General features: G+C 64.8%; 29 protein-coding genes and 3 pseudogenes. 13 read left to right on the forward strand and 19 right to left on the reverse strand.

The features are described 5' to 3' along the window. The first annotated feature begins 6 nt into the window (after positions 1 to 6). From ACFMPD_RS07980 to ACFMPD_RS07990, 3 pseudogenes are all read left to right on the forward strand, one after another. Positions 7 to 486 (forward strand): annotated as a pseudogene (locus ACFMPD_RS07980) (transcriptional repressor). Then, positions 483 to 1,240, forward strand: a pseudogene (locus tag ACFMPD_RS07985) (ATP-binding cassette domain-containing protein). Before ACFMPD_RS07980 ends, ACFMPD_RS07985 begins: the two co-directional pseudogenes overlap by 4 nt. A 13-nt stretch (positions 1,241 to 1,253) precedes the next feature. After that, a pseudogene (locus ACFMPD_RS07990) lies at positions 1,254 to 2,109 on the forward strand (metal ABC transporter permease). Here the strand turns inward: ACFMPD_RS07990 and ACFMPD_RS07995 are convergent. From ACFMPD_RS07995 to ACFMPD_RS08035, 9 genes are all read right to left on the reverse strand, one after another. Continuing rightward, positions 2,036 to 3,079, reverse strand: a complete 1,044-nt coding sequence (locus tag ACFMPD_RS07995; protein ID WP_380993274.1) for a ligand-gated ion channel — start codon at positions 3,077 to 3,079, stop codon at positions 2,036 to 2,038. The pseudogene ACFMPD_RS07990 and the gene ACFMPD_RS07995 sit on opposite strands and share 74 nt — an antisense overlap. A gap of 338 nt (positions 3,080 to 3,417) precedes the next feature. Next, positions 3,418 to 3,978: a biotin transporter BioY gene (locus tag ACFMPD_RS08000; RefSeq protein WP_380993275.1), complete on the reverse strand. Its 561-nt coding sequence runs from the start codon at positions 3,976 to 3,978 to the stop codon at positions 3,418 to 3,420. Further along, positions 3,979 to 4,593: an energy-coupling factor transporter transmembrane component T family protein gene (locus ACFMPD_RS08005; RefSeq protein WP_380993276.1), complete on the reverse strand. Its 615-nt coding sequence runs from the start codon at positions 4,591 to 4,593 to the stop codon at positions 3,979 to 3,981. Further along, the gene (locus ACFMPD_RS08010; protein ID WP_380993277.1) at positions 4,568 to 5,329 is read right to left on the reverse strand and encodes an energy-coupling factor ABC transporter ATP-binding protein; all 762 of its coding nucleotides are present in this window, start codon (positions 5,327 to 5,329) and stop codon (positions 4,568 to 4,570) included. Before ACFMPD_RS08010 ends, ACFMPD_RS08005 begins: the two co-directional genes overlap by 26 nt. A gap of 235 nt (positions 5,330 to 5,564) precedes the next feature. After that, positions 5,565 to 6,677 carry an acetyl-CoA C-acyltransferase gene (locus ACFMPD_RS08015; protein WP_380993278.1) on the reverse strand — a complete coding sequence of 371 codons (1,113 nt, stop codon included), beginning with the start codon at positions 6,675 to 6,677 and terminating at the stop codon, positions 5,565 to 5,567. Then, positions 6,674 to 7,861, reverse strand: coding sequence for an AMP-binding protein (locus ACFMPD_RS08020; protein WP_380993279.1), 1,188 nt, complete (start codon positions 7,859 to 7,861; stop codon positions 6,674 to 6,676). Before ACFMPD_RS08020 ends, ACFMPD_RS08015 begins: the two co-directional genes overlap by 4 nt. 89 nt (positions 7,862 to 7,950) lie before the next feature. After that, positions 7,951 to 9,045 (reverse strand): hypothetical protein, encoded by a 1,095-nt coding sequence (locus ACFMPD_RS08025; protein ID WP_380993280.1) that lies wholly within the window; start codon positions 9,043 to 9,045, stop codon positions 7,951 to 7,953. After that, positions 9,045 to 9,233 carry a hypothetical protein gene (locus ACFMPD_RS08030; RefSeq protein ID WP_380993281.1) on the reverse strand — a complete coding sequence of 63 codons (189 nt, stop codon included), beginning with the start codon at positions 9,231 to 9,233 and terminating at the stop codon, positions 9,045 to 9,047. Before ACFMPD_RS08030 ends, ACFMPD_RS08025 begins: the two co-directional genes overlap by 1 nt. Before the next feature lie 622 nt (positions 9,234 to 9,855). Continuing rightward, positions 9,856 to 10,314: a hypothetical protein gene (locus ACFMPD_RS08035; protein WP_380993282.1), complete on the reverse strand. Its 459-nt coding sequence runs from the start codon at positions 10,312 to 10,314 to the stop codon at positions 9,856 to 9,858. 343 nt (positions 10,315 to 10,657) lie between these two features. On the opposite strand from ACFMPD_RS08035, the gene ACFMPD_RS08040 reads away from it, so the two are divergent. Beyond that, the gene (locus ACFMPD_RS08040) at positions 10,658 to 11,242 is read left to right on the forward strand and encodes a thymidine kinase (RefSeq protein ID WP_380993283.1); all 585 of its coding nucleotides are present in this window, start codon (positions 10,658 to 10,660) and stop codon (positions 11,240 to 11,242) included. A gap of 22 nt (positions 11,243 to 11,264) precedes the next feature. Here ACFMPD_RS08040 and ACFMPD_RS08045 read toward each other — a convergent pair whose 3' ends face one another. The 5 genes from ACFMPD_RS08045 to ACFMPD_RS08065 all read right to left on the reverse strand — a co-directional run bounded on the left by ACFMPD_RS08045 (position 11,265) and on the right by ACFMPD_RS08065 (position 14,524). Then, a complete protein-coding gene (locus ACFMPD_RS08045) occupies positions 11,265 to 12,215 on the reverse strand; it encodes a 2-hydroxyacid dehydrogenase (RefSeq protein WP_380993284.1) in 951 nt (316 codons plus the stop codon). Next, positions 12,215 to 12,553, reverse strand: coding sequence for a tRNA-binding protein (locus ACFMPD_RS08050; RefSeq protein WP_380993285.1), 339 nt, complete (start codon positions 12,551 to 12,553; stop codon positions 12,215 to 12,217). The genes ACFMPD_RS08045 and ACFMPD_RS08050 overlap by 1 nt, the downstream gene beginning before the upstream one ends. After that, positions 12,546 to 13,361 carry a pyrroline-5-carboxylate reductase gene (proC, locus tag ACFMPD_RS08055; RefSeq protein WP_380993286.1) on the reverse strand — a complete coding sequence of 272 codons (816 nt, stop codon included), beginning with the start codon at positions 13,359 to 13,361 and terminating at the stop codon, positions 12,546 to 12,548. The genes ACFMPD_RS08050 and proC overlap by 8 nt, the downstream gene beginning before the upstream one ends. A 34-nt stretch (positions 13,362 to 13,395) precedes the next feature. After that, positions 13,396 to 13,896: a type III secretion system chaperone family protein gene (locus tag ACFMPD_RS08060; protein ID WP_380993287.1), complete on the reverse strand. Its 501-nt coding sequence runs from the start codon at positions 13,894 to 13,896 to the stop codon at positions 13,396 to 13,398. Positions 13,897 to 14,275: 379 nt separating this feature from the next. After that, complete coding sequence (locus tag ACFMPD_RS08065; RefSeq protein ID WP_380993288.1) at positions 14,276 to 14,524, reverse strand: accessory factor UbiK family protein; 249 nt, start codon at positions 14,522 to 14,524, stop codon at positions 14,276 to 14,278. Positions 14,525 to 14,618: 94 nt separating this feature from the next. Between ACFMPD_RS08065 and lgt the strand changes: the two genes are divergently transcribed. The 4 genes from lgt (at position 14,619) to ACFMPD_RS08085 (ending at position 18,273) form a co-directional block, all read left to right on the forward strand. Then, positions 14,619 to 15,509 (forward strand): prolipoprotein diacylglyceryl transferase, encoded by an 891-nt coding sequence (lgt, locus tag ACFMPD_RS08070; protein WP_380993289.1) that lies wholly within the window; start codon positions 14,619 to 14,621, stop codon positions 15,507 to 15,509. After that, on the forward strand, positions 15,506 to 16,573 hold the full coding sequence (locus tag ACFMPD_RS08075; protein WP_380993290.1) for a class I SAM-dependent methyltransferase: 1,068 nt from the start codon (positions 15,506 to 15,508) through the stop codon (positions 16,571 to 16,573). Before lgt ends, ACFMPD_RS08075 begins: the two co-directional genes overlap by 4 nt. Next, on the forward strand, positions 16,570 to 17,325 hold the full coding sequence (gene pgeF, locus ACFMPD_RS08080; protein WP_380993291.1) for a peptidoglycan editing factor PgeF: 756 nt from the start codon (positions 16,570 to 16,572) through the stop codon (positions 17,323 to 17,325). The genes ACFMPD_RS08075 and pgeF overlap by 4 nt, the downstream gene beginning before the upstream one ends. 162 nt (positions 17,326 to 17,487) lie before the next feature. Next, complete coding sequence (locus tag ACFMPD_RS08085) at positions 17,488 to 18,273, forward strand: Hint domain-containing protein (protein ID WP_380993292.1); 786 nt, start codon at positions 17,488 to 17,490, stop codon at positions 18,271 to 18,273. A gap of 30 nt (positions 18,274 to 18,303) precedes the next feature. Here the strand turns inward: ACFMPD_RS08085 and ACFMPD_RS08090 are convergent, their stop codons facing one another. Then, the gene (locus tag ACFMPD_RS08090) at positions 18,304 to 18,804 is read right to left on the reverse strand and encodes an Lrp/AsnC family transcriptional regulator (RefSeq protein WP_380993293.1); all 501 of its coding nucleotides are present in this window, start codon (positions 18,802 to 18,804) and stop codon (positions 18,304 to 18,306) included. Positions 18,805 to 19,033: 229 nt separating this feature from the next. Here ACFMPD_RS08090 and trxB point away from each other — a divergent pair, with 229 nt between their 5' ends. Both trxB and ACFMPD_RS08100 read left to right on the forward strand, forming a co-directional pair. Further along, the gene (trxB, locus tag ACFMPD_RS08095) at positions 19,034 to 19,978 is read left to right on the forward strand and encodes a thioredoxin-disulfide reductase (RefSeq protein WP_380993294.1); all 945 of its coding nucleotides are present in this window, start codon (positions 19,034 to 19,036) and stop codon (positions 19,976 to 19,978) included. A gap of 256 nt (positions 19,979 to 20,234) precedes the next feature. Further along, on the forward strand, positions 20,235 to 21,950 hold the full coding sequence (locus ACFMPD_RS08100) for a bifunctional sulfate adenylyltransferase/adenylylsulfate kinase (RefSeq protein WP_380993295.1): 1,716 nt from the start codon (positions 20,235 to 20,237) through the stop codon (positions 21,948 to 21,950). 85 nt (positions 21,951 to 22,035) lie between these two features. On the opposite strand, the gene ACFMPD_RS08105 is transcribed toward ACFMPD_RS08100, so the two are convergent. Genes ACFMPD_RS08105 through ACFMPD_RS08120 form a run of 4 tightly spaced genes read right to left on the reverse strand, consistent with a single transcriptional unit; the run spans position 22,036 to position 24,469 of the window. After that, positions 22,036 to 22,905 carry a glycosyltransferase family 10 domain-containing protein gene (locus ACFMPD_RS08105; RefSeq protein ID WP_380993296.1) on the reverse strand — a complete coding sequence of 290 codons (870 nt, stop codon included), beginning with the start codon at positions 22,903 to 22,905 and terminating at the stop codon, positions 22,036 to 22,038. Further along, positions 22,902 to 23,789, reverse strand: coding sequence for a PhzF family phenazine biosynthesis protein (locus tag ACFMPD_RS08110; protein ID WP_380993297.1), 888 nt, complete (start codon positions 23,787 to 23,789; stop codon positions 22,902 to 22,904). The genes ACFMPD_RS08105 and ACFMPD_RS08110 overlap by 4 nt, the downstream gene beginning before the upstream one ends. 38 nt (positions 23,790 to 23,827) lie before the next feature. Further along, on the reverse strand, positions 23,828 to 24,052 hold the full coding sequence (locus tag ACFMPD_RS08115; RefSeq protein WP_380993298.1) for a DUF1150 family protein: 225 nt from the start codon (positions 24,050 to 24,052) through the stop codon (positions 23,828 to 23,830). A gap of 3 nt (positions 24,053 to 24,055) precedes the next feature. Next, positions 24,056 to 24,469: an Hsp20 family protein gene (locus tag ACFMPD_RS08120; protein WP_380993299.1), complete on the reverse strand. Its 414-nt coding sequence runs from the start codon at positions 24,467 to 24,469 to the stop codon at positions 24,056 to 24,058. Between the two features lie 162 nt (positions 24,470 to 24,631). Here ACFMPD_RS08120 and ACFMPD_RS08125 point away from each other — a divergent pair, with 162 nt between their 5' ends. The 3 genes from ACFMPD_RS08125 to ACFMPD_RS08135 are packed head-to-tail and all read left to right on the forward strand — an operon-like array spanning position 24,632 to position 26,460. Continuing rightward, entirely contained in the window at positions 24,632 to 24,856 is a 225-nt protein-coding gene (locus ACFMPD_RS08125; protein ID WP_380993300.1) for a YdcH family protein, read from the forward strand. Between the two features lie 49 nt (positions 24,857 to 24,905). Further along, entirely contained in the window at positions 24,906 to 25,394 is a 489-nt protein-coding gene (gene purE / locus ACFMPD_RS08130; RefSeq protein ID WP_380993301.1) for a 5-(carboxyamino)imidazole ribonucleotide mutase, read from the forward strand. After that, positions 25,387 to 26,460: a 5-(carboxyamino)imidazole ribonucleotide synthase gene (locus ACFMPD_RS08135; protein WP_380993302.1), complete on the forward strand. Its 1,074-nt coding sequence runs from the start codon at positions 25,387 to 25,389 to the stop codon at positions 26,458 to 26,460. The genes purE and ACFMPD_RS08135 overlap by 8 nt, the downstream gene beginning before the upstream one ends. The last annotated feature ends 20 nt before the right edge of the window (positions 26,461 to 26,480 follow it).

Below are 26,480 nucleotides of genomic sequence, written 5' to 3' on the forward strand. Positions count from 1 at the left end.
GGCGTAGTGACCGCCATCGGCTTGGAAACCCACGATCACACGCATTGCATCAAGGACTCGCTGCAGGCGGCGGAAACCCGATGCGCGCGGGAAAAGCTGCAATTCACCCCGGTCCGGCGCAGGGTGCTGGAAATCCTGCTGCAGCGGCACCGGGCACTGGGGGCTATGACATCCTGGCGGTGCTGGCTGACGAAGAGTTGGGCGCGCAGCCGCCGGTGGCCTATCGGGTGCTGGATTTTGTGGTGCACCACGGGCTGGCACACCGGATCGAGCAGTTGAACGCCTATACGGCCTGCGCCCATCTCAACCGCGATCGCGTGCCGGCCTTTCTGGTCTGCCGCCTGTGCAAGGCAGTGGCCGAGGCGGAAACCGAACTGACCCCGGGGCCGGCTGGGCCGCGCGGCGCGCAGCAGCGGCATTGTCATCGAACGAATCGCGGTCAAAGCCGAAGGGCTGTGCCCGGCCTGCACCGGCGTCGCGCCATGAGCATACCGCCTGTCCCGCCCCTGATCGAGACCCGCGATCTGGACATCGTGCAGGGCGGTCGCACGATCCTGAAGGACGTCAATCTGGCCATTGCGCCGGCCGAGATCGTCACCATCGTCGGCTCCAACGGCTCGGGCAAATCGACCCTGCTGCGCGCCCTGATCGGGGCCCTGCTGCCAGCCCGCGGTCTGGTCCGTCGGGCGCCGACCCTGCGTATCGGCCATGTGCCGCAGAAACTGGCAATCGACGGCGCCCTGCCGATGACCGTGCGCCGCTTTCTGTCGCTGCCCCGGCGCATCAGCGACGCCGACGCGGCCCGAACCCTTGAGCGGGCCGGCGCCCCGAAGCTGGGGCAGCGGCAGATGGTGGATCTGTCCGGCGGCCCGTTTCAGCGCGTGCTGCTGGCCCGGGCCCTGCTGGAAGCACCGCAGCTGTTGCTGCTGGACGAGGCGACCCAGGGGCTGGGTCAACCCCGTGCGGCCGCCTTTTTCCGGCAGATCGAACAGGCGCGGCGCGATCTGGGCTGTGCCGTGGTGAGGGTCAGCCACGATCTGCACGTGGTGATGGCCACCTCGGACCGGGTGCTGTGCATCAACGGCCATATCTGTTGCAAAGGTACGCCGGAAATCGTCGCCGGCGCGCCGGAATACCGCGCCCTGTCGGCACCGGTACCAAGGGCGCGCTGGCGCTGTACCGGCACGAGCACAGCCCTACGCATCACCACGGCCACCATGACCATCAGGATTTGACCTGATGCTAACGATTTCCTGATCCGCGCGGCCCTGGCCGGGCTGGGCGTGGCGCTGGCCGCCGCCCCGCTTGGCTGTTTCGTGGTCTGGCGGCGCATGGCCTATTTCGGCGAGGCGACCGCACATGCGGCGATCCTGGGCGTGGCGATGGCGCTGGCCTTTCACCTGCCGGTGCTGCCCTCGGTGCCGGTGGCGGCGCTGGTGATGGCCGTGACGGTAAACGCCCTGACCGGGCGCGGCCATGCCATAGACATCGTGCTGGGAGTCATGGCCCATAGCGCTGGCCTTTGGCCTGGTGGCGATCGCACTTCTGGCGGATGTGCGGCTGGACCTGACGGCCTTTCTGTTCCGAGATATCCTGGCTGTGAGCAAGGAAGATCTGGCGGTGATCTGGGGCGGGGCTGCTGTGGTTCCGGGACTGATGGCCTGGCGCTGGTCGGCGCTGTTGACGACGACGCCGAACCCGGACCTTGCCCGCGCCGTCGGGCTGGCGCCGCAGCGCGAGGAATTCGTCATGACGCTGGCTCTGGCGACCGTGGTGGCCGTGGTGGCCGTGGCGATCAAGGTGGTCGGCATTCTGCTGATTGCCGCATTGCAGGCTATTCCGGCGGCCGCAGCCCGCCCCCTGAGCGGACCGCCCGAAACGATGGCGGCCGGTGCCGCGCGCATCGGCACAAGCTCGGTTCTGGGCGGCCTGTGGTCGGCCCTGATACTGGATACACCGGGCGGACCCGGCATCGTCTGCGTGGCCGCTCTGCTATTTCGCGCCGCAACGCTGGTCAGAGCGGTACGTGGCCGGGTTAGGCGCTGGCCGCGTCAAGATAGATCGTCAGGCCAAACACCAAGAACGCCGCCGGAAACGCCAACCGGCTGATGCGGTCCATCCGGTTTGCCAGCCCCCCGCGCCCCTGCCGCACCAGAAACCCGGTGGTCAGCGAATGCAGCAAGCCGGCGAACACGAACAGTGTTGCACCCGCAATAAACCGGTCCAGAATGGTGAAATAGGCCAGCTTTGGCAAAAGGTTGGTCGTCGCGAAAATGAACGCGATCATCGTCAGCACCGATGTCGTGCTCAGGCCGATCTGGGTGCTGAACTGGGACGGATCGATCCAGAACACGCTCCAGGACATGAACACGATCAGGGTGATCGGCAACAGAATCTTCCAGATGTAATAGCCAAGGTAACGCTCTGCCGAAATGTTCAGATCGAACCCGGCCCGAACCTGCTGCAACGCCGGAATTTCGACCTGCGACAGGCTGGCGTCAACACCCAGAATCCGCCAGTCAGAGATGTTCAGCGGCGTGGCAAGACCGGTAAAGGTCTCGTCGATGCGGTATTCCAGCTTTTCCAGACTCCAGTCCAGCGGATAGAAATGCAGCGTGATGACCTGCGTTTCAAACGGAAAATTCTCCAGCGAATGATAACTGGAAAAAGTGCCTGACGAACGCTGCAAATACACCACTTCTCCGCCCTTGGTCACGCTGGCGACATGGGGGAAACGGTCGAATATCCGACCGGAATTCTTCAGCATCATGTTGGGAAACCAGATGTCCGAGATGGACAGTTTGCAGCCCGCCCAATCCGCAAGCCTGGGATCGGTCCAACTCATCCGGACCGCGACATCGACCGTGATGGTCTGGTTGACGTCGTCGATATCCAACAAATCGACGACCCGCATCCCCAGCGAGACCTGGGTCGGCGGCCCCGAACCGCCGGGCCGCACATCCGTCGGGTACCCGGGCGGCGCACAGGCCGCGGCACCGGATTGCGCGAACGCCACAGGGGCATTCCCCGCCAGGGCCAGCACCAGGCCGACCAGCACAGCGATCACAACGTGCCTCACGAGCGGCTTCCCCGCTGAATCCCCATGTCGTTCCCCCCACGATTTCTGCGCCCCGCGCGGCGGATGCCTACTTTGCCCTCCCAGCTTGGACGAAAGTTGGCAATCAAGGCAAGGTCGATGCCGGCACTGCGACATGGCGACCGCCCGTGCCTGCCATCCGTCGCGGACAATCTTGTCCGGCGGCTGGGCATCGGGCTGCTCGGTCGTAGCCGGCGCAAAAGGGGGCCACGCCGGCCGGCAAAACGGCGCTCCCGGAATCTCCCGGCAGCGCCGTCCTGGACAGCGAAAATCTGATCGTCGCGGTCCGGCAAGAAGGCCGGTTTCGTGTCGATCAGCCCTTATACGGCATCGGCATTGGCCCGCGACAGCACGCTTGCCGGACGCGCCTTTGCCAGCGCCGCCGTCAGCATGCCGGCGATCGCGGCTTTCAGCACATCACCCGGAATGAACGCGGTCACCAGCGCCGCGGATTCCGCCAGCGTCTTGTCCAGCGTGATCGACAGCCCGACGATGCCAAAGACATACATGACCAGGATTCCACCGATCACCGCGGCGATGCCCGCCACCAGTGTCAGCGGCGCGGCGCGCCATTTCTCGACGATCAGCCCGGTCACGAAGGCGGCAACCGGCCAGCCGATCAGGAACCCTGCCGAGGGCGACACGAACAGCCCCAGACCGCCGCGCCCGCCGGACAACAGCGGCAACCCGATCGCAACCAGCAGCAGGAACAGCAAAACCGACAGCGCCCCGCGCCGCGACCCCAGCACGGTGCCGCACAACATCACACCCATGCTCTGGGCGGTGATCGGCACGCCGAACGCCAGCGTGATCTTGGGGATCAGCCCCAGCACGGCGATCAGCGCCGCGAACAGGGCTATCATGACTACATTCTTTTCCATTCATCCATCCTCGATTGGAACGAGTCCGCCACGCGCCTTCAGCGCATCGGACAATTGGTCTGCATCATCCAGCGCCAACAGCGTGAATGGCAGTATGATGCGCCAGGTCGGGCGCCGCCGCGACCGGGCTTTCCAGGCGTCAGTCAGGGCCGTGCCCTTGGCCAGCAGGACCGGCGTCATGCGGATCACCAGCGCAATGGAAATCTCCAGCGCGCGGGTCTGCACCCCCAGACGCCGCGCCGGCGCTGCCAGCACCCGCACCACGTCGATCATGTCGGTCAGCCGTGTGGTCATCGTGACCAGATTGGCCAGCGCCACCGCCGAGACCAGCCGCAGCGTGATCACCAGACCCTGTCGCGGGCTGGCATCGATCACGTGCCAGATCAGCACGATCAGCACAAACGGCCAGAGCATCCACAGCCGCGACAATCCGGACGTCAGAAACACCCGGCCCGGCGCCGCATAGAGCGCGACAATGCCTGCCAGAACCGCGCCATGCACCCAGATGTTTTCGACAAAGAACAGGCCGAACGTGGTCAGACATAGCGTCGCCAGCTTGCCGCCGGCAGGCCAGTCATGCGCCCGCGTCCTAACCGGAGAGGTCAGAGATATCATCGGCCTCTCCCCGTTTCTTCATCTCGTCCAGATAGGCGGGCAACACCGTTTCGCGCGGCCCGCTCTGGCAAATCCGTCCCTGATCCAGCCACAGCACCTGGGCACAGCCGTCCAGATCCTCGGGCGCATGGGTGATGTGAATGAGGTTGCCCCGATAAAGATCCAGATACCGTGCCAATTGCGCCCGGGTGGGAATGTCGAGCCCGGCAAAGGGCTCGTCCAGAATCAGCAGCCGCGGCGACATCGCGACGATCGCCATGAAACAGACCAGGTGCTTTTGTCCCTGCGAAAGGGTGTTGGTATAGGCCTCGTGCCAGTGCGATTTGCCAAATCGGGCCAGCGTGTCCCGGGCCATCTCTTCGGCTTTCGCCTTGGGATTGCCCAGCTGGGTCAGACCAAAGGTGATCTCCTCGAGCACCGTGGGAAAGATAATCTGGTGATCGGGGTTCTGGAACAGGATGCCGACCTCGGTCAGCGCCCGCCGCCGGTCGCGGGTCAGATCCGCGCCATTGATCAGCACACGACCGGTACGCGGCCGCACCAGCCCCGCCAGCAACCGCGCCAGGGTCGATTTGCCCGACCCGTTGCGGCCCACGACTCCAAGCCGGGAAAAGGCGATATCCAGCGTAAGATCCGACAACGCGGCGCGCCCGTCATGGGCATAGCCGGCGTCGACAAGCTGCAGCCGGCTATCGGTCATCTGCGCCTGGCGCTGATATGGCAATCCATCCTTCATGCTGGCTCTCACGGCAGGGATCATCACGATCTTGGCGACCGCATGGCACGCGCAACACCAGTTTGCAAGAATACGCCGCCCAGGCTGTGAACAAGTGACGCAGGGCCAAAATTGGGAACGCGTGCGATTTAGTCATTTCTTTTCATCAGCATAATAAGACAAGGCAAAACCAAAAGGGGGGCGCATTGCAAACATTGCAAATCCGAATCGATCCAGCGGTACCGGCCCCGGCCCTTCATCCGGCACGCGCTAACAGCGCCGTTCCCAGCCCGCCGGCGGCGGCAATCGCGGCCAACCCGGTGCCACCGCCACGCCGCAGCCGGTGAAACAGGCTGACCGCCAGGATCGCACCCGAGGCGCCGATGGGGTGTCCGCGGGCCAGCGCCCCGCCCTGCGGGTTGACGATGGCGCCGGGCAGGTCCGCGCCGCGCTGGCAGGCGATGGCCTGTACTGCAAAGGCCTCCATGATCTCGGCCACATCGAGATCGCCGACAGCGGTACCGGTCGCCGCCAGCAGCGCCTGGATGGCGCGGACCGGCGCGATGCCCGGCAATTCCGGATCGTCGCCGGTGGTGGCGCCCGCGACCAGCGCGACGGCCGGCCCCGGCAACGATCTTGCCACCCGGTCCGAGACGACGACCACAAAGGCGGCGGCATCGGCGGCGACCGCCATATTCGCCGCCGTGACGCTGCCGCTGACCACTTTGGCCCGGGCGCAATGGCGCGGCCCAAGATCGCGGGTGAACGTGTCCCGTGTCAGCCCCGCCACGGCGCATATCTGATCGGCCAGCACGGCGTCGGGCACCGCGCGCGCCTTTTGATGACTGGCAATGGCCCAGGCATCCTGTTCTGCGCGGTCGATCCCCTGTGCGGCGGCCAGACGGTCGGCGGCGACCGCCATGTCCGGATCGCGATCGGGCCAGGGGGTAAAGGGCGCCTGTTCATAGGGTTGCGGATCGCGGCCATCGGCAAAGGTGCGATAGCGCAAAGGCCGCCGGGAATAGCTTTCGGCACCACCTGCCACCACCACCTCGTGCTGGCCAGCCCGGATCATCGCATCCGCAATCAGCAGCGCATCGAGCCCGCCGGCGCATTGCCGGTCCACCGACAGGCCCGCGACCGACCAGGGCAGTCCGGCGGCCAGCGCCACCACCCGTGCCGGATTGCCGCCGCCGCCCAGCCCGTTGGACAGGACCACTTCGCCGACCCGTTCGGCCGGCAGACCCGCATCCGCCAGAACCTGACGCAGAACCGGCGCAGCCAGATCATGCAATGCCAGATCCGCCAGACGCCCGTTTCTCGGGGCGACGGCGCTGCGCCGCGCGGCTACGATCTGGCTGGTTGTCACGCCCGAGTCTCCAGAAGCCGCCCCAGCGATTGCAGATCGGGCTTGCCCGCGGGCAACAGAGGAATCCGGTCCAGAAACACGAACCGTCGGGGCACCGCATGCGCGCCCAGACCGTCGCGCAACCCCTGCCGCAGCCGTTTTTCCATGGCCGCGCCGCCATCACCCTGCACGACACAGATGATGCGGTTGCCGCGCCGGTCGTCGGGTTGCGCCAGGGCAACGCACAGCCCCGCGCCGGTCATCTGCATCACCTGACGTTCGATCTCTTCGGGAAAGACGTTGCGGTCGGCTACCGTCACCATGCGGTTCCGGCGCCCCTTGAGGAACAAATACCCGTCATGGTCCAGATATCCCATTTCGCCGATGCTCAGCCAGCGGCCCTGCCAGCGCGTGTCGCCGGGCTTACCGGCGGCGTAACCGTCAAACACGTACGGGCTGTCGACCCAGAGTTCGCCAACCTGCATCGGCCCGACCGGTTGGTCCGGCGGGCCGATCCGCAGCGCGACCCCGGGATAGGGCCGGCCCACCGAGCCGGCCGGTGTCGCCACATCGCTGATCGCGACAAAGCTGGTCTCGCTGGCACCAAAGAACTCGCGCAGCACGGCAGCGGGAAACATCGCGGCCACCCTTGGGCGCAGCAAATCGTCCAGCTTGCCACCGCCCGAAAAGATGTGCCGCACGCTGCCGATCTGCGCCAGCCCGGCCGCCTCGGCCCCGGCCAGCAGCAGCCGCAGCTGGGTGGGAGTGGCATAGATCACGCTGGCCCCGATTTCCGCCAGTTTCCGGGCCTGGCCCTTTGGGTTCAGGGGCGACAGATCGGCAATGCCGGCGCCCAGATGCAGCCCCTCTAGCACCGCATACAGGGTCAGCGAATGGCCGAGATGACCAAGGGTGGCATAGATATCGGACGCCCCCAGCCCGAACCTCTCGCCGTTCAGATCGAAACTGCGGATCCAACTGGTGGGGCTGCGGCGGATCAGCCGCGCGGCACCGCTGGTACCCGCGCTTTCGCAGAACAGCCAGGGCCGGTCGGTCCGGCGCGGCTCGATCGGCACCGCCGCCGACTGCCGGGCCAAGATCGAGTCCCCGCTCTGCAGACAGGCCAGCAGCGCCTTGAACCCCGGTGATTGCGCAGACAGGCAGGCGTCCGGGCGCGGCGGATTGAATGTGTGTTGCGTGTTCATACCGGGCCTTGTCTAGCATGCCCGCCCGGCGAACGCTCCGTCAAAAATCAACGGCCCGGTCCGCCGGAAACCCGCGTGTACCCACCGGCTCAGCCGCCCGAGCTCTTGGGGCGCGTGGATTCCACAACCAGCCGGTTCAGCCGTTCCAGCAAGGCGATGAAACTGTCCAGCGAAAACCCGAAAATAAAGGCCAATAGCGACACGCCCGGCGCGCTGGCCACATAAGGACCCACCACCACGCCGCTGGGCAGCAACAGGGTCGAGACCAGAATGCCCGCAAACCCGCCGAACACCATGCGCAAAACGACCTCGCCCATTTTCGGCGCGGTGGCCCGATCCTTGAGCATCTTGGTCAGGCAATAGATCACCGCGCCCAGCGCCCCGTTCAGAACCGGCAGCCACCAATGGGTGACGATGGTCATCTTGGCCCGCAGCTTTTGTTCCAGAATTTCGTTCGACCCCGGCCCCAGACCGGTAAACATCAGATCGCCACCAAGGATCTGCAATTCCGACGACACCCGGCGCAGGCTGGTGCGCCAGGCGCGGAAATTCTGCACCAGATCGCTGGGGTCGTTTGCCAGCTTGCTGCAGATGATCTCTTTTTCCCGGTCGCCCGAGCCGAAAACCATTTCGGTTTTGCCGGCCGCACCTTTGGCCGGATCGGCCCCGCCGGTCATCGCCGCCGGTACAGCGCCCGTATTCGCCTGCAAGTCCCCCGCCGGAGCATCCGCCCCGCCAATATCCGGTGCGATCATCCGGGTCGTGTCGATCGGCCCCAGCGCCTCCAGTTCGGACGCACCAAAGTTGATCTTCGGCAACTCCATGCTGTTGATCAGCTGCATCGCGGTATCCCGCGCCTCTTGCAGCAGCGCCTCGTGCTGTTGGACCGAATTCCCCACGCGCACGAACCGCGCCAGATCCGCTGGCGACATGTCCTCGGTATGGCGGTCGCACAGATCATACATCAACACCAGATCGGTGTGGTCGAAACTGTCAAAGGCCGAATTCACCCGTTCCAGGTTGGCAAAAACCGTCTGCGCCTTGATCACCCAGTTGTTGCAGAACAAGGTCAGCACCATGATCAATATGCCCGCCCCGGCAGTCACCGCCTGGGTCGACAGCACACGCCGCCACAGCGGCTTGGGCGCGTCCCTGGCGGCGGGGGCCTGATCGGCGGCGGCCATCAGAACAGCTTGCCCGGTATCTGCGTGCCATTCGGACCCGGACAGAAACAGGGGGTTCCCGGCTGACCCGGCACCGTGGCCCAGCACCAGCCCTGCGTGGTGCCACAGCGCAGGCCCGGCGTTTGGGCAAATCCGCCCGACAGCGCCAAGGCTGGCGCGGCCAGGACAACGGCGAGAACGACCGCCACAAATCCGGTCCATGCGGTGCGTCGGACCCGTCCATCCCTGGCGCGGAGCAACCCGGCCGGATTTGTGGGCACGGCCGGCGTCCCGTTCGGCGTGTTCATCGGGGCGAAGGGCAATATCCGAATAGGTTGCATGTCAATGTCCCTGTTTCCGTGCGGAAAAAGTGTCGCGAACAAATACACATTCTAACAATTGAAAGTAGCATGAAGTCGCGGAAACTCCAAATCCGACATCCCCAGAGCGGTCCAAAAGGCGGCGCTATCCCCGGATCGACGACAATGAAACGCGCAAAAGTATCGCTTGTGCGGCAGATCGGACTCACCGGGCAACCAATCCGCCAATCCCCATTGACCGCTGCACCCGCGCGCCCGCAAGCTGACGGACGACGAGACAAAGGAACCCGAAATGCGCCTTGCCCTGACCCTCTTTGCCCTTCTGACCCTTGCCGCCTGCGGCGTACCCTTTGTGCCGCTGATCTGACCGGCAGGCGCGGGAAACGGCCGGGGCACAAGCCGCAGCCAATCCCCAGCGCAGCAGCGCAACATCGGCCCTCTGGCCACGGCGGCACCACCGGGCGCCAGATCGGGAATGGCGTGCGCCGCAGCGCTCAATCTTGCAAGCGGATCAGGTGCTTTCCACTTCCAGGTGCAGCTTCATGTCGATCAGCACCTGTTGCAGCATCAGCGTTTCGCGCAACAGCCGCTTTGCTTCGTTGACGGTGATCACGCCATCCTCGATCGACTGCTGGTATTCCGCCATCAGCATCGCAAAACGCTGGCTCAGCGCGATCACGTCGGAATTGACGCCCCCCCTGCCCGGTCGGTTCGGATGGCGGTCGTCGTAGGACAGGGTGATATTCTTGAGATCGGCCAGCGCGCTGGTGACATGCGGAAAAGACGAGGCCGCTTCCAGCTTGGCCACGGCGTCCACCGGCATGAACCGGTCGGCATGTTCGTCATGTTCCGAATAGTACCGCCCCAGCGTCGCCTTGGACTTGCCGGTGATCCGGCAGGCGGTCTCGATCCCGACATCCTTGACCAGCGATTCAGTGTGCTTTTTCAGATAGCTGCCAGCTTCTGTCATTCATCAATTCCCGCAGGCGAACGGCCCGCACATCCCCGTGGGGGAATGTCCTGTTCTTTTTCCCATTAAGGTTTCTTAGCCAAAATGGCATTCCTTTTCCATACCCCATCGGTTCGGGGTAGGTAACGAGTACCGGCCGCCGCGCAGCCTTTCCCCAAAAAAGATGCCGTTCGGTCGCGATTTGCCGCATTGTTGCGGCAGTCAATAGTCACCGGTGCCGTCATGGCCCGGCGTCGTGCCTTCATCCCAAGGATCATTTGTCCGAAGGGGCGGGTCGGGTCGTGGCGGCATTCCGGCGCGCCCCCGGCTTGCGGGCCGCCGGCACCGGAATTAGACGGTCGCCATGGCCAAGCTGTTCTTCAACTATTCGACCATGAATGCCGGTAAATCGACGGTCTTGCTGCAAGCCTCGCACAACTACCGGGAAAACGGCATGAACACCTGCCTGCTGACCGCCCGGATCGACGGTCGGGCCGGGGCCGGTCGCATCGCCTCGCGCATTGGAATCGCCAGCGCCGCCGAGGTCTTTGACGCTGACAGCGACCTGTTCGCGATGATTTCGGCACGGTTGCGGCAGGCGCCGCTGGCCTGCGTGTTTGTCGACGAGGCACAGTTTCTCGGCGCCGAACAGGTCTGGCAACTGGCCCGCGTGGTCGACGATCTGGATGTGCCGGTGCTGTGCTACGGCCTGCGCGTGGATTTCCGGGGCCGGCTGTTTCCCGGCTCGGCCGCCCTGCTGGCCATTGCCGACGAGATGCGCGAAGTGCGCACCATCTGCCATTGCGGACGCAAGGCCACGATGGTGGTGCGTCAGGACGAAGAGGGCCGCGTGCTGACCGATGGCGCACAGGTGCAGATCGGCGGCAACGAAACCTATGTTTCCCTGTGCCGGCGGCACTGGCGCGAGGCGGTCGGCGACAGGGCCTGAACGCTGCAGGACCCCGACGCGTCTAGACCGGGTTGGGCAACGGATCGCCGGCGGCAAAGGCCGCGGCATTGTCCAGCGCCATCATTCCCATCGCGGTCCGCACATCCAGCGCGGCGGTGCCCAGATGCGGCAGCAGCACGACGTTTTCCATGTCGATCAGCGCCTGCGGCACCTGCGGTTCGAATTCATAGACATCCAGCCCGGCGCCGACGATCTGTTCTTGAGACAGGGCGTCGATCAGCGCCGCCTCATCCACCACGTTGCCGCGCGAGATGTTGACCAGATGCGCCTGCGGGCGCATCGCCGCCAGCACGTCGCGCCCGATCAGGTGATGCGTTTCGGCCCCACCGGGCACAGCGATCACCAGAAAATCAACCGCCGCCGCCAGATCGGCCAGGCTGTTCGCCGCTTCAGCCGGAAATTCCAGCGTCTTGGCCGAGCGCGAATGATAGCGCACCTTCATGCCGAACCCGAAATGACACCGCCGTGCAACGGCCTGCCCGATCCGCCCCATGCCGACGATGCCGACGGTGCGGCCGGTGACGTGCAGACCCAGCAATTGGGTCGGGTTCCAGCCCTGCCAGCGCCCGGCGCGGACCAGCCGTTCGCCCTCGCCGGCGCGCCGGGCGCTCATCAGGATCAGGGTCATGGCAATATCCGCCGTGGCATCGGTCACCGCACCGGGCGTGTTGCTGACCGCCAGCCCTGCCGCGCGAGCGGCGTCCACGTCGATATGGTTATAGCCGACCCCGAAATTCGCCAGCAGACGGCAGCGGGGCGCCGCAACTTCGGCAAAGATCCCGGCCGAAAAGGCATCGCCCAGGGTTGGCAGCACGATGTCATAGGTGCGCAGGGCATGAACCATCTCGTCGCGGTCCAGCGGCTGCTGGCTGTCACGGATATCGCACTGAAATGCCGCACAGGCGCGCGCCGCCACATCGGGCGGCATCGGGCGGGTGATATACAGCCGCATCAGTGCAGCCGCCCGCCCCGGGGCACCGGACCATCGGGACCGATCAGAACGATCTTGCCGGTTGCATCGGGCAGGCCCAGCACCAAAACTTCGGACATGAACCGGCCGATTTGGCGCGGTGGAAAGTTGACCACCGCCAGCACCTGGCGACCGACCAGCTCTTCGGGCCGGTAATGCGCGGTGATCTGCGCCGAAGTCTTGCGCTCGCCGATCTCGCCGCCGAAATCGATCCACAGCTTGATCGCCGGTTTGCGGGCTTCGGGAAAGGGTTCCGCCCGCAGCACCTCGCCAACCCGGATGTCCACCTTCAGGAACTCGTCAAAGGAAATTTCAGCCATCGGACAATTCCCGCGAACGCCGGGTGGCGGCGGCGACTGCGCGGCTCAGCAGCGCCGGAAAGCCGTCCCGTTCATCCATCAGCACTTCCAGCGCCGCCTGGGTGGTGCCATTCGGACTGGTCACGTTCACCCGCAATTGGGCCGGGTCCTCCTCGGCCGCCTCGGCCAGCGCTCCGGCGCCGGCCACGGTCGCCTTGGCCAGTTGCATCGCCAGGTCGTGGTCCAGGCCCTGGGCCACGCCGGCGGCAGCCAGGGTCTCGATCAGGTGGAACACATAGGCCGGCCCCGAGCCGCTGACCCCGGTGACCGCATCCATCTGCGCCTCGCTCTGCAGCCGCACGGTCTGACCGACAGCAGACAACAGCGCCTCGGCCAGCGCCAGTTCGCCTGCCCCTGCCGCGCCATTTCCGATCAGCGCGGTGATCCCGCGCCCTATGGCCGCGGGCGTATTGGGCATGGCCCGCACGATCGGCGTGCCGGCGCCCAGCGCCCGCTCGAAGGCGGCGATCGGCGTGCCGGCAGCGACCGAGACGAACAGCGTGCCGCCGCCGCCCAGCGTCTCCAGCACCGGCAGGGCATCGCCCATCATCTGCGGCTTGACGGCCACCAGCACCACTGCGGGCTGGGGCGGCAATTCGGCATTCAGATGCAAACCCTGCGCCCGCACCCAGTCCGACGGGTGCGGATCGATGACCCAGACCGACGCCGGCGGCAGCCCGCCATCCAGCCAGCCGGCCAGCATTGCAGACCCCATCTTGCCGCATCCCAGCAGCACCAGACCGCGCTCGGCCACATCCGACATGTCCATGAAACCCCTCCCCTGACCGGTTCAGGGTCGGGATCTACGCGCGCCCGTAGGCTTCCGCAATGGCAACCTGCATTGCCTCGCGCGGGGTACGGTTGCCCCAGACCATCAGCTGGATCGCCGGGTAATAGCGCTCGGCACTCAGAACCGCGGCGCTGATCATCGTGTCGATCTGCTCGGGACTGGCGGTCTGGCCGCCGGTCAGAACCAGACCATAGCGATAGACCATCAGCTTTTGCTCGGTCCAATAGGTAAAGGACCCGGCCCAGCACTGGTCGTTCATCTCGTTCAGCAGATTGTACAGCCCGGCAATCTTGTTCTCGGGCGGCTCCAGCTCGAAGGTGCAAACCATGCGCAGGGTCTCGTCATAACCGGACCAGGCCAGGGTGATCGAATAGGTTCGCCATTGTCCCTCGACCGCCATCGCGATCTGATCGTCGCCGATACGGTCGAAATCCCAATCGTGGTCGGCCGCGATGTGCTCGACGATGTCGATCGGATGGATGTCTTCTTCCAGATACTGCTCGGAAAGGGCCATGATGCCACCTCACTGATCTCTAGCGAAGGGGTCTTTGTAGCGCCCCAAGCGCTAGCTGCCTGCTCTACCGACCGGGGCGATCCCCCGCGTCCGTACTACATATGGTGCGCCGCGGCCTGTGGTCTGGCAACCCCCTATTTTGGGGGGAGCCGCAATAACTTGTGGATATGATGCGATTGTACCGCGAAATCTCGATGGATCCGCGTGGGGATGCCCGGACATGAAAAAAGGCGCGCCATCTGCCTGATGCGTCGCGCCTGTCATGGGGTTGAATATGGAATGGCGCGGCAGCGCCGCCTTTGGATCCGCCATGCGCCGGGGCGCTACAGGCTCCCTCTTGCACGCGATCGAAATACCGCTCCCGTCGGTCCGGCCGGGTTCAGTCCCTGGCCGCGGCTTCCAGCGCCGCGATGCGCGCAGACAGCGCCTCATTTTCTTCACGCGCTTTCTGCGCCATCGCCCGCACCGCGTCGAACTCCTCGCGGGTGACGAAATCGCGATCCGCCAGCCAGCGGTCCAGCATCGACTTCATCGCGGTTTCCGCCTCTTCCCGGGCCCCCTGGGCCACACCCATGGCGTTGGTCATCAGCTGCGATATGTCATCCAGAATCTTGTTGCGGGTCTGCATCTGTCTTCTCCGTGTCGGGTTGCTGCCTATATGGGCAATCTAAGGTGTCGGGACAAGGTTGACTTCGCCGCAATTCCGCAGGCATGAGGCGGCCATGCAGGCTGTTCTCCAATTTCCCGACATCTCACCCGAACTGTTCACGATTTCGCTGTTCGGCATGGAATTCGCGCTGCGCTGGTACGCATTGGCCTATATCGCGGGCATCCTGATCGCCTGGCGCCTGGCGCTGGCGGCCCTGCGCCGTCCGCGCCTTTGGCGCAACGACACGACGCCGATGACGGCGCAGCAGATCGAGGATCTGCTGACCTGGATCATCCTGGGGGTGATTCTGGGCGGGCGCCTGGGCTTTGTCCTGTTTTATCAGCCGGCCTATTACCTGCAGAATCCCATCGAGATTCTGCGCGTCTGGCAGGGCGGAATGGCGTTTCACGGCGGCTTGCTGGGGGTGATCGCCGCCACCTGGCTCTTTGCCCGCCGCCACTGTCTGCCGGTGCTGGGCATGGCCGATCTGGTGGCGCATACGGTCCCGGCCGGCCTGCTGCTGGGCCGGTTGGCCAATTTTATAAATGCCGAACTTTGGGGCCGACCCAGCGATTTACCCTGGGCGGTGGTCTTTCCCGGCGCCGCGGCCCAGGACTGCCCCGGCGTGATCGGCCTGTGCGCCCGCCACCCCTCGCAGCTGTACGAAGCCGCGCTCGAAGGCCTGCTGCTGGGTGGTCTGCTGTTGTGGATGGTTTATCGCCGCGGCGCGCTGCGCCGGCCCGGCCTGGTGTCGGGCCTGTTCTTTTCAGGGTACGGGCTGGCCCGGTTTCTGGTCGAGTTCTTTCGCCAGCCGGATGCCCAATTCACCGGTCCCGACAATCCGCTGGGGCTGGCCCTGCACGTCAGCGGATATGGGCTGACCATGGGCCAGATCCTGTCGCTGCCGATGATCGCGCTGGGGCTCTGGCTGATCAACCTGGCCCGACGCGGAGCGACGCCATGACCCTGAAGCAGCATATCCTGACGCGCATCCGGCAGGATGGCCCGATCAGTGTCGCCGCCTATATGCAGGATTGCCTCCTGCACCCGACGCTGGGTTACTACGTGACCCGCGATCCGCTGGGCGTGTCGGGCGATTTCACGACCGCGCCGGAAATCAGCCAGATGTTCGGCGAACTGATCGGCCTGGCGCTGGCCCAGGCCTGGATCGATCAGGGGCGCCCCGCGCCGTTTACGCTGGCGGAACTGGGGCCGGGGCGCGGCACGCTGATGGCCGATCTGCTGCGCGCCACCGCTGCGGTGCCCGGTTTTCAGGCCGCTGCCCATATCGTTCTGATCGAGGCCTCGCCGATCCTGCGCGCCGCCCAGGCAGAGCGGCTGACCGGGCATGCGCCCGACTGGCGGGACCGGGTCGACCAGTTGCCCGAACAACCGCTGTTTCTGGTTGCCAACGAGTTCTTTGACGCCCTGCCGATCCGCCAGTTCGTGCGCGCAGGCACGGGATGGCGCGAGCGCCGCGTTGGCGCACAGGGCCAGGAGCTGGTTTTCGGCCTGACCCCGGCCACCGCATCGCCAGCGCTGGCGCACCGGCTGGCCGACACGCGCGACGGTGATCTGGTCGAACATTGCCCGGCGGCGGAAACCGTCACCGCCGAAGTGGCGCGGCGAATCGCGACCCATGGCGGCGCCGCCCTGATCGTGGATTATGGCGACTGGCGATCTCTGGGCGATACGCTGCAAGCATTGAAAGACCATGAACCCGCTGAAATTCTGAACACTCCCGGCAACGCCGATCTGACCGCGCATGTGGATTTCGAGACCTTGTGCACGGCCGCAACCGCTGCAGGTTGCGCTCATACCCGCTTGACGACACAAGGGGTTTTCCTGGAACGGCTGGGCATCACCGCCCGCGCCCAGGCTCTGGCCCAACCCCTGCAGGGCGCGGCGCTGGATTCGCTGGTGGCCGCGCATCGCCGGTTGACGCACCCCGACGAAATGGGAAACCTGTTCAAGACGCTGGGACTGTTTCCCACCCAGAGCAACCCGCCACCCGGATTAGAGCGATGACACTGGAAATCCTGACCTCGGACAGCCTGTCGCCTCTGCGGCACGGGTTCTTCACCCGCAACGGCGGCGCATCCTCGGGCGTGTTTTCCGGGCTGAACTGCGGTCCCGGATCGTCGGACCAGAGCGATGTGGTCGCGATCAACCGCGCCCGCGTCGCCGAGGCGATGCAGGTCGCACCTGACAGGCTGGTGGCGGTGCATCAGGTGCATTCCCCGGATGTGATCACCGTGACAGAGCCGCTGACGGGCAAGCCTGTGGCCGATGCGCTGGTGACCGCGACACCTGGGCTGGCCCTGTCGGTGCTGACCGCCGATTGCCAGCCGGTGCTGTTCGCCGATGCCGGCGCCGGTGTGATCGGCGCCGCCCATGCCGGTTGGCGCGGCGCACTGGACGGTGTGCTCGAGGCCACCCTGGACGCGATGGAAAGCCTGGGCGCGACACGCCGGAACACTGTGGCCGTCATCGGGCCGTCGATCAGCCAGCGTGCCTATGAGGTCGGCCCGGAGTTCCTGGAGGACTTTCTGGCGGACGACCCGGACAACGCCCGCTTTTTCGCCAATGGCGACGGCGACAGGCTGCAGTTCGATCTGCCCGGCTATGGTCTGCACCGGCTGCGCAGCGCGGGCATCGGCCAGGCCGAATGGACCCGCCATTGCACCTATTCCGACCCGGACCGGTTTTATTCCTACCGCCGCAGCACCCATGCCAAGGACGCCGATTACGGCCGCCTGATCTCGGTCATCCGGCTCTAGCGACCGGCCCTGCGGGATTAACCAGTTTCGCTTACACTTCGTTGACAATTTGAGAGAATTTCGGCCAAAACTGTACCAATGCAGATTTGATACACACCTGTGTCGATCTGCGTTGTCGGTGGGGGCCGACGCAGATCGACCGTAAATACGGATCGATTGACCATGACTCTATCCTCTCCGTTGCCGCGCGCGGTGCAGCGCGCCATCCAGTCCACCCCTCCGGCCCTGCGGGGCGTGACAGCCGGTGCCGCACAACCGAAACCGCAGCTGCGCCGCTATCAGGTGATGTCCCTGCAACCCGATGGAAACATCGCCGAATCGCGGCATGTGGCGCCCGCGCTGCGCCTGTTCGAGGACGCTTTCTGCGCCTTTTCACGCGGCTCGCTGGTGGAAACCGAAGCCGGACCGGTGGCCGTAGAGGATCTGCTGCCGGGCGACCGGATCGTCACCGCCGGCGGCGCCGTCCTGCCGCTGTTGTGGAAGGGCAGCACCACGCTGGTGCCCGGGCGGCCGGGACCACAGGGCCGCAACCTGCGCCTGACCCGGATCATGGCCGACAGTTTCGGGCTGCAACGCCCGATTTCCTATGTGCTGACAGGGCCTTCGGCGCGGTTGCTGCACGTGCCGGATCACCTGCGCGCCCTGACCGGTGGCCGACAGATGCTGACCCCGGTGCAGCAGTTTCAGGACGGCTGCAATGTCATCGACAGCGCACCGCCGACCGCCGTCGAACTGTTTCACCTCTGCCTGCCACGTCATTCGGTGATCCGCGTTGCCGGGTTGGAGTTCGAAACCTATCACCCCGGCCCGAACGCCCTGCGGCAGATGACACCGGCCATGCGCCGGGTGTTTCTGGACCTGTTTCCGCATATCGGCAACAGCGGCGATTTCGGTCCGCTGGCGCATGGCCGCGCCGATGACGGCGCGATGGACGCCCGCGACGGCTGACCGGCCATCGTGCGGCCGCCGTTGGTGGCGTCAGGCGGTGCGGCTCAGCCGTTCCTCGAGAATGTCAAACGGCACGCCGGGTTCGTCCTTGGCGCCGCGGATCACCAGCGAAGTCTTGACGCTGGCGACATTGGGCGTAGCCAGCAAATCGCCGGTCAGGAAATTCTGGAAACTGCTCAGGTCCGGGGCCACGCATTTGAGAATGAAATCGACCTCGCCGTTCAGCATGTGGCACTCGCGCACCAGCGGCCAGTTGCGGCAGCGTTCCTCAAAAGCGCTGAGCTCGGTCTGGGCCTGGCTGTCCAGCCCCACCATGGCAAAGACCTGCACCTCGAACCCCAGTTCACGGGCATCGACCTCGGCGTGATAGCCGCGGATCAGCCCCGATTCCTCAAGCGTGCGCACCCGGCGCAGGCAGGGCGGCGCCGAAATGCCCACCCGCTTGGCCAGTTCCACGTTGGTCATCCGACCGTCGGCCTGCAGTTCCGAAAGGATCTTGCGATCAATCGGATCGAGGCGTGTTGCGACCATGTTCTGCACTCCCGGAATTTGCGTTTCTTATAGCAGCACCGCCGGTGTGCGCAATAATATTTCGCTGCATCGCAACATGTCTTTGGGACCTTTCGCCGCCGCATTTGGCACCCGCCGGGATCGCCGCGGTCGCTGGTCCGGATTGGGGCTTTAAGACCCGTGGGAGCGCCGCTATATCGGCACCGCGACGGGCCACGCGCCCGGCGGGCATGTCATTATGGGGGTCGTCATGGGCGAAACGCGTCACACCAGGGTTCTGATCATCGGCTCCGGCCCGGCTGGATATACCGCCGGCGTCTATGCCAGCCGGGCCATGCTGAACCCGCTGCTGGTACAGGGCATCGAGCCCGGCGGGCAGTTGACCACCACCACCGAAGTCGAGAACTGGCCTGGCGACACCGAGGTGCAGGGCCCCGACCTGATGCTGCGTATGGAGGCCCATGCCAAGGCGGTGGGCTGCGAGATCGTCGGCGACATCATCACCGATCTGGACCTGTCGCAGCGCCCTTTCACCGCCAAGGGCGACAGCGGCACCACCTATACCGCCGACGCGGTTATTCTGGCGACCGGCGCCCGGGCGAAATGGCTGGGCCTGGCCAGCGAGGAAAAGTTCAAGGGGTTTGGCGTTTCGGCCTGCGCCACCTGTGACGGGTTCTTTTACCGAGGGCAGGAAATCGTCGTTGTCGGCGGCGGCAATACCGCCGTCGAAGAGGCTCTGTTCCTGACCAATTTTGCCAGCAAGGTAACGCTGATTCACCGGCGCGACGAACTGCGCGCAGAGAAAATCCTGATCGACCGGCTGATGAAGAACCCCAAGATCGAGCCGCTGTGGTTCCACGTGCTGGACGAGGTTTCCGGCACCGAGAACCCGCTGGGCGTCGAAGCGGTGCGGGCCAAGCATGTGAAGACCGGCGAGATCACCGAGATCCCGGCCAAGGGCGTGTTCATTGCCATCGGTCACGCCCCGGCCAACGAATTGGTCAAGGATGTGCTGGAAACCCATATGGGCGGCTATGTCGTAACCAAACCGGACAGCACCGAGACCAGCATCCCCGGGGTTTTTGCCGCCGGCGACCTGACCGATCATAAGTACCGTCAGGCGGTAACCAGCGCCGGCATGGGCTGCATGGCGGCCCTGGAGGCCGAGCGGTTCCTGGCCGAACAGGACGGCTGACTCGGCGGTCCCCTGGCGCGGAGCGGCACCTGTCCGGCGCCGCTGTTCCTCAGATCATATCCGGTATGCGCTGTGCGCAACGGAACAGCACGAATTCGCGCGATTTTCCCCGGATTGCGGCGACAAACCGTGCCAAAACCGCTCAGTCGCGGAAAATCCGATGCAGGCCGCTAGACTTTCGCGACGCTGTGGGTCTATGCCGCCCGCGACCGGGTCGTCCTGATCCGCACGCCACATCAAAAACGAGAGTATGACCATGACGATGCTAGCCAATCTGGCCCCGATCCCGGAACTGTATGTTTCCTATGACTCGGCCCAGAAGCTGAAGATCGAAGCCGGTAACCTGAAGAGCCACGACCTGTCGCCGCGCCAGATCTGCGATCTGGAACTTTTGATGAATGGCGGTTTCAGCCCGCTCAAGGGCTTTCTTGGCCAGGCCGACTATGATGGTGTCGTGGAAGACATGCGCCTGTCGGACGGCAGCCTGTGGCCGATGCCGATTAACCTGGACGTGTCCGAGGAATTCGCCGACAGCCTTGAACTGGGCGAGGACATCGCCCTGCGCGATCAGGAAGGCGTCATCCTGGCCACCATGACCGTGACCGACCGCTGGACCCCGGACAAGTCGCGCGAGGCGGAAAAGGTCTTTGGTGCCGACGATCTGGCGCATCCGGCCGTCAACTATCTGCACAACACGGCCGGCAAGGTCTATCTGGGCGGTCCGGTGACCGGCATCCAGCAGCCGGTGCATTACGATTTCCGCGGCAGCCGCGACACGCCCAACGAATTGCGCGCCTATTTCCGCAAGCTGGGCTGGCGCCGCATCGTGGCGTTCCAGACCCGCAATCCGCTGCACCGGGCGCATCAGGAACTGACCTTTCGTGCCGCCAAAGAGGCCCAGGCCAACCTGCTGATCCATCCCGTCGTCGGCATGACCAAGCCCGGCGATGTCGATCATTTCACCCGCGTGCGCTGCTACGAGGCGGTGCTCGACAAGTACCCGGCCGCCACCACCACCATGAGCCTGCTGAACCTGGCCATGCGCATGGGCGGCCCCCGCGAGGCGGTCTGGCACGGTCTGATCCGCAAGAATCACGGCTGCACCCATTTCATCGTCGGCCGCGACCATGCCGGACCCGGCAAGAACTCGGCGGGCGAGGATTTCTATGGCGCTTACGACGCGCAGGACCTGTTCCGCAAACACCAGGACGAGATCGGCGTCGAGATGGTCGATTTCCGCCACATGGTCTATGTCCAGGAGCGCGCGCAATACGAACCCAATGACGAGATCCCCGATCGCGACAAGGTCACGATCCTGAACATCTCGGGCACCGAACTGCGCCGTCGTTTGCAGGAAGGGCTGGAAATTCCGGAATGGTTCAGCTTTCCCGAGGTGGTCAAGGAACTGCGCCGCACCCGGCCGCCGCGCTCGAAACAGGGTTTTACCGTCTTTTTCACCGGTTTCTCGGGGTCTGGAAAATCGACCATCGCCAACGCGCTGATGGTCAAGCTGATGGAGATGGGCGGGCGTCCGGTGACCCTGTTGGATGGCGATATCGTGCGCAAGAACCTGTCCAGTGAACTGGGCTTTTCCAAGGAACACCGCGACCTGAACATCCGCCGCATTGGCTATGTCGCCAGCGAGATCACCAAGAATGGCGGCATCGCCATCTGCGCGCCCATCGCGCCCTATGCCAGCACCCGCCGGGCGGTGCGCGAAGATGTCGAGCAATACGGTGCCTTTCTCGAAGTGCATGTCTCGACCAGCATCGAAGAATGCGAACGCCGCGACCGCAAAGGGCTGTACAAGCTGGCCCGCGAAGGCAAGATCAAGGAATTCACCGGCATCTCCGACCCTTATGACGTGCCCGAGAACCCGGAACTGCGGGTCGAAACCGAGAATGTCGAGGTCGACAACTGCGCCCATCAGGTGTTGCTGAAACTGGAAAGCATGGGCCTGATCGCCGGCTGACCAGACCGCCCTGCCGCAAGACATCTGCCCGCCGCCCCGTGTGGCGGGCAGCCCGGTCTGAAAGGATCGTTTCGGATCGTTGCCGCTAAAGACTGTCGCGCAGTGCCGTGGCGGCGCGGGTTTCCAGATGGTCAAAAGTGGCGGCCACGGGTTTGATCGCCCGCAGGGCCGGCAGCCGCCGCTGGTAATCCTCGACCGAGGCCGCGCGGATCGCGTCCTGCATCCGGGCCTCTGAATCGCACAGGATCATCGCCGAGGTGTCGATGAATTCCCCGATATTCGGGCAGCCCCAATAGATCGGCACGGTTTCGCACAGGATCGCGTCGATCAGCTTTTCCGAGAAATAGTTCGGTTGCTGCACGTTCTCGATCACGATCGAATAGCGGAACGGCGCCAGCCCGTCCGATTTCCTGTCAAACGGGGTATAGCCCCGCCCCATCACCTGCACATCCAGGCGCTGCTGCTGCACGAATTCCACCATGGCGTGGCGCAGCTTGTGACCGGGATGGTCGCGTTTGGCCGAGGCGATCAGCGACATATGCGCGGTTTTCTCGATGCTCAGATCGCGCCAGTCCGGTACCCATGTGGTGCCATAGGGCAGGAAAATGCCGTTGGGTATCCGCGCCAGAAAATCGCGGTCATAGCTGAATACGCGAAAAAATCGCCGATGCGTTGCCCGCAACAGCCGCAGGTGATGACCATGCATGATGTTGGGTTCCACCACCATCATCGACACCCGGGCCGGACAGTGCCAGCGCGGCCGGACATGTAATGCGGTCTTGGGATAGACAATCAGATGGTCATCCGGGGCCATATCGGCGACGCGTTTGCCGGTCAGCCGGTCGGGGCATCCCAGCGGCCAGTTCAGTTCGGATAGGGGGCGCTGCGCATTGGCCGCCCCCAGCGTCAGACCATAGGGCAGGATCGCGATTGCCGGGTCGGTTGCCCCCGTCACGGTGCCGCCCCGGACAGCATCAGCCGGCCCTGCATCAGCACATGCGCCCGCCCGGCCACCTTTATGCCGGTCATCGCATCGGGCGGTCCGACCCGGCTGACACGGGCCGCGCCCGGGCGGTCCATCCAGTGCCCCTGTTCGGCCGTGAACACGTCCTTGTCCATCAGGCCATGCCGCCACAGATAGGCGGCCATCGCGCCGGTCGCCGAGCCGGTAAACGGATCCTCGCGCGGGCCCGGCGGCGCCAGCAGCAGGCGCGAAAACGTGTCGCCCGCCGCCGTGGCGCCTTTCAGTGTCACCAGAAACGGTTCCATCATGTCGGTACCGTCATGGCCGAAACCGGCGGCCAGATCGCCCAGCGCCTCGATATTCAGCCGCGCGGCGCGCAGATCGCCATGGTCGCGCAAGACCGTGATGCAGAAAGGCAGCCCCGTTGACACCAGTTGCGGCGGTGCGATCACCGCATCGGGGGTCAGCCCGACGACATGGGCCACCCGCGCCGCGCTGACCTCTTGTCCGACAACCGGCGCGACCTGGGTCATTTCGATCAGATCGCCATCCAGATCCACAGTCACCAGCCCGGCGCCGGTCTCCAGCACCAGCCGGCTGCCGGGGATTTCACCGCGCGCGCGCAAAGCCGCCACGGTGGCGATGGTGGGATGGCCGGCAAAAGGGATTTCGCGACTGGCCAGGAAATAGCGCACGCGCAGATCGGCCACATCGGACGGGCCGGTAAAGGTGCATTCCACCAGCGAGGTTTCGCGCACATAGGCCATGCAGGTCTCGGCCGCTAGCGCCGCCGCGCCATGCACCACGGCACAGCCATTGCCGCCAAAAGGCCGGTCGGTGAACGCATCCACCCAGTCAAAGTCATAGGATGCCATGGCGGCCCCTTCCTCAGGATTGGGCCGCGCGCGGGCCGTTAGTGCACCGCCACCGGCGCATAGTCGTTTTGCCGGGCCAGCGCAAAAGCCATCCGGCGGTCGGCCACTAGCGCCAACTGCTGGCCATCCGCGGCGTGCACGGCATAGAGATGCTGCAACTCACCGGCTTCGGCCCTGACGGCCTTGGGCAGATCGGCCACGTCCACGGTTTTGACATAGACGATACGATTGTCCATCTGGTCGAAATTGTAAGGAGTGTTCATGACTTACCCTTTCCTGATGTTGATCTTCTGCACCACGGCTTCGGGCTTGGCCCGTGTCAGGTCGACATGCAGCAGACCGTTTTCCATGATCGCCTCGCCCACCTCGACGCCATCCGCCAGCACGAACATGCGCTGGAACTGACGCGCCGCGATGCCGCGATGCAGAAATACCCGCCCCTCGCTGTCATCCTTCTGCCGCCCACGGATCACCAGCTGGCGGTCCTCGACGGTGATCGACAGGTCGTCTTGGGAAAACCCGGCCACGGCCAGGGTGATCCGATAGGAAAAATCCGACGTCTGTTCGATATTGAACGGGGGATAGCCTTCGTTGCCGGTCTTTGACGACCGTTCCAACAGGCGTTCCAACTGCTCGAATCCCAACAGATGCGGGTATGAGCCCAGAGTAAGTTTCGACACGTGTTTCGTCCTTTGACAAGAAAAGCGACGGTTCGCACGGCCCCGGTTCGGCAACCGCACGCCATAAATATGGGGAGAAATCCAAATCTTAACAAGGTCTAGGCGAAAACATGTTATCCGCGTATCCTGCAGCTCGCCCTTAGGTGATTCTGGATCGCAAACATGAACGTCCAATCCGACCTGTCGATGAAAACCGACGAGGTGCTGCGCGTCGAACTGGAAGTGTTCCGGCGCCAGCATCGCGACCTCGACGAAGCGATCGCGGCGCTGGTGGAACGCGGCACCGCAGATCAGCTGACCCTGAAGCGGTTGAAAAAGCAGAAACTGATGCTCAAGGACAAGATCGCGATGATCGAGGATCGTTTGACCCCCGACATCATTGCCTAGCGCCTGGATGCCGCTATAGTGCGCGCTCTTTTGCAAGCAGGGGCACGCGATGGCGGATATCAAAGTGGGCATCATCATGGGCAGCCAGTCGGACTGGGCGACCATGAAACAAGCCGCCGACATTCTCGACGAACTGGGCGTCGCCTACGAGAAACGCATCGTCTCGGCGCATCGCACACCGGACCGGCTGTGGGACTATGGCAAGACGGCCGTCGATCGTGGCCTTCAGGCGATCATCGCCGGGGCCGGCGGTGCCGCGCATCTGCCGGGCATGATGGCCTCCAAGACGCGGGTTCCGGTGATCGGTGTGCCGGTCCAGACGCGGGCTTTGTCCGGGGTCGATTCGCTCTATTCCATCGTGCAGATGCCGCGCGGCTTTCCGGTTGCCACCATGGCCATAGGTGCAGCCGGCGCGGCCAATGCCGGGCTGATGGCCGCCGGCATTCTGGCGTTGCAGGACGCCGGTCTGGCGACCCGGCTGGAAGACTGGCGCGCCGCCCTGTCGGCCTCGATCCCCGAGGAACCCCAGGATGACTGAACCGCTGCCCCCCGGTGCCGTGATCGGCATTCTGGGCGGCGGCCAGTTGGGCCGCATGCTGTCGGTCGCGGCAGCCCGTCTGGGCTTTCGCAGCCATGTTTTTGAGCCCGGCGCCCATCCACCCGCTGCGCAGGTGGCCGAGCGGCTGACCACCGCCGCCTATGACGACGCCGGGGCGCTGGCCGCCTTTGCCGAGTCCGTCGATGTCATCACCTATGAATTCGAGAACATCCCGACCGCGGCGCTGGACCTGCTCGAGGCAAGGCGCCCGATCCGCCCGGGCCGCGAAGCCCTGCGAATCAGCCAGGACCGGTTGACGGAAAAGACCTTCCTGCGCGGTCTCGGGCTGCGCACCGCGCCCTTTGCCGATGTCGCGGACCCGGCTGCCCTGGCGGCCGCGATCGACGAAATCGGCACCCCGGCGATCCTCAAGACCCGGCGCTTTGGCTATGACGGCAAAGGCCAGGCACGATTGACCGGTCCCGCTGATGCTGAACGTGCGCTGGCCGATATGGCCGGCGCCCCGGCGCTGCTCGAAGGGTTTGTCGAATTCAGCCACGAGGTTTCGGTCATCGCCGCGCGCGGCCTGACCGGCGAGGTCGCCTGTTTCGATCCCGGCGAAAACGAGCACCGGGACGGTATCCTGCACACCACCACGGTACCCGCGCGCCTATCGGCGGCACAGCGCACCGATGCGGTGCTGCTGGCGGCCAACATACTGAACGCGCTGGATTATGTCGGTGTTCTAGGAGTCGAACTCTTTGTCACGCCAGGCGGGCTGGTGGTCAACGAAATCGCACCACGGGTGCATAATTCCGGCCATTGGACCCAGAATGGCTGTGCCGTGGATCAGTTTGAACAGCATATACGCGCCATCGCCGGCTGGCCGCTGGGAAACGGACAGCGATATGCGGATGTGGTGATGGAAAACCTGATCGGCGACGACATGAACCGGCTGCCCGGTCTGGCGATCCAGCCCGACACCGCGCTGCACCTCTATGGCAAGGCCCAGGTCAAACCCGGGCGCAAGATGGGCCACGTCAACCGGATCACGCGCAAGCCCTGACATCGCGCCGGCGCGATCCC

The sequence above is a fragment of the Sedimentitalea sediminis genome (genome assembly GCF_042687825.1).
In the GTDB taxonomy this organism is placed as follows: Bacteria; Pseudomonadota; Alphaproteobacteria; order Rhodobacterales; family Rhodobacteraceae; genus Sedimentitalea.

Excerpts from the sequence above, each read along its gene's own strand:
- ACFMPD_RS08000 (WP_380993275.1), bottom strand. The coding sequence starts at position 3,978 with ATGGAAAAGAATGTAGTCATGATAGCCCTGTTCGCGGCGCTGATCGCC.
- ACFMPD_RS08005 (WP_380993276.1), bottom strand. The coding sequence starts at position 4,593 with ATGATATCTCTGACCTCTCCGGTTAGGACGCGGGCGCATGACTGGCCT.
- ACFMPD_RS08010 (WP_380993277.1), bottom strand. The coding sequence starts at position 5,329 with ATGAAGGATGGATTGCCATATCAGCGCCAGGCGCAGATGACCGATAGC.
- ACFMPD_RS08020 (WP_380993279.1), bottom strand. The coding sequence starts at position 7,861 with ATGAACACGCAACACACATTCAATCCGCCGCGCCCGGACGCCTGCCTG.
- ACFMPD_RS08025 (WP_380993280.1), bottom strand. The coding sequence starts at position 9,045 with ATGGCCGCCGCCGATCAGGCCCCCGCCGCCAGGGACGCGCCCAAGCCG.
- ACFMPD_RS08035 (WP_380993282.1), bottom strand. The coding sequence starts at position 10,314 with ATGACAGAAGCTGGCAGCTATCTGAAAAAGCACACTGAATCGCTGGTC.
- ACFMPD_RS08040 (WP_380993283.1), top strand. The coding sequence starts at position 10,658 with ATGGCCAAGCTGTTCTTCAACTATTCGACCATGAATGCCGGTAAATCG.
- ACFMPD_RS08045 (WP_380993284.1), bottom strand. The coding sequence starts at position 12,215 with ATGCGGCTGTATATCACCCGCCCGATGCCGCCCGATGTGGCGGCGCGC.
- ACFMPD_RS08050 (WP_380993285.1), bottom strand. The coding sequence starts at position 12,553 with ATGGCTGAAATTTCCTTTGACGAGTTCCTGAAGGTGGACATCCGGGTT.
- proC (WP_380993286.1), bottom strand. The coding sequence starts at position 13,361 with ATGGACATGTCGGATGTGGCCGAGCGCGGTCTGGTGCTGCTGGGATGC.
- ACFMPD_RS08060 (WP_380993287.1), bottom strand. The coding sequence starts at position 13,896 with ATGGCCCTTTCCGAGCAGTATCTGGAAGAAGACATCCATCCGATCGAC.
- ACFMPD_RS08065 (WP_380993288.1), bottom strand. The coding sequence starts at position 14,524 with ATGCAGACCCGCAACAAGATTCTGGATGACATATCGCAGCTGATGACC.
- lgt (WP_380993289.1), top strand. The coding sequence starts at position 14,619 with ATGCAGGCTGTTCTCCAATTTCCCGACATCTCACCCGAACTGTTCACG.
- ACFMPD_RS08075 (WP_380993290.1), top strand. The coding sequence starts at position 15,506 with ATGACCCTGAAGCAGCATATCCTGACGCGCATCCGGCAGGATGGCCCG.
- pgeF (WP_380993291.1), top strand. The coding sequence starts at position 16,570 with ATGACACTGGAAATCCTGACCTCGGACAGCCTGTCGCCTCTGCGGCAC.
- ACFMPD_RS08085 (WP_380993292.1), top strand. The coding sequence starts at position 17,488 with ATGACTCTATCCTCTCCGTTGCCGCGCGCGGTGCAGCGCGCCATCCAG.
- ACFMPD_RS08090 (WP_380993293.1), bottom strand. The coding sequence starts at position 18,804 with ATGGTCGCAACACGCCTCGATCCGATTGATCGCAAGATCCTTTCGGAA.
- trxB (WP_380993294.1), top strand. The coding sequence starts at position 19,034 with ATGGGCGAAACGCGTCACACCAGGGTTCTGATCATCGGCTCCGGCCCG.
- ACFMPD_RS08100 (WP_380993295.1), top strand. The coding sequence starts at position 20,235 with ATGACGATGCTAGCCAATCTGGCCCCGATCCCGGAACTGTATGTTTCC.
- ACFMPD_RS08110 (WP_380993297.1), bottom strand. The coding sequence starts at position 23,789 with ATGGCATCCTATGACTTTGACTGGGTGGATGCGTTCACCGACCGGCCT.
- ACFMPD_RS08115 (WP_380993298.1), bottom strand. The coding sequence starts at position 24,052 with ATGAACACTCCTTACAATTTCGACCAGATGGACAATCGTATCGTCTAT.
- ACFMPD_RS08125 (WP_380993300.1), top strand. The coding sequence starts at position 24,632 with ATGAACGTCCAATCCGACCTGTCGATGAAAACCGACGAGGTGCTGCGC.
- purE (WP_380993301.1), top strand. The coding sequence starts at position 24,906 with ATGGCGGATATCAAAGTGGGCATCATCATGGGCAGCCAGTCGGACTGG.
- ACFMPD_RS08135 (WP_380993302.1), top strand. The coding sequence starts at position 25,387 with ATGACTGAACCGCTGCCCCCCGGTGCCGTGATCGGCATTCTGGGCGGC.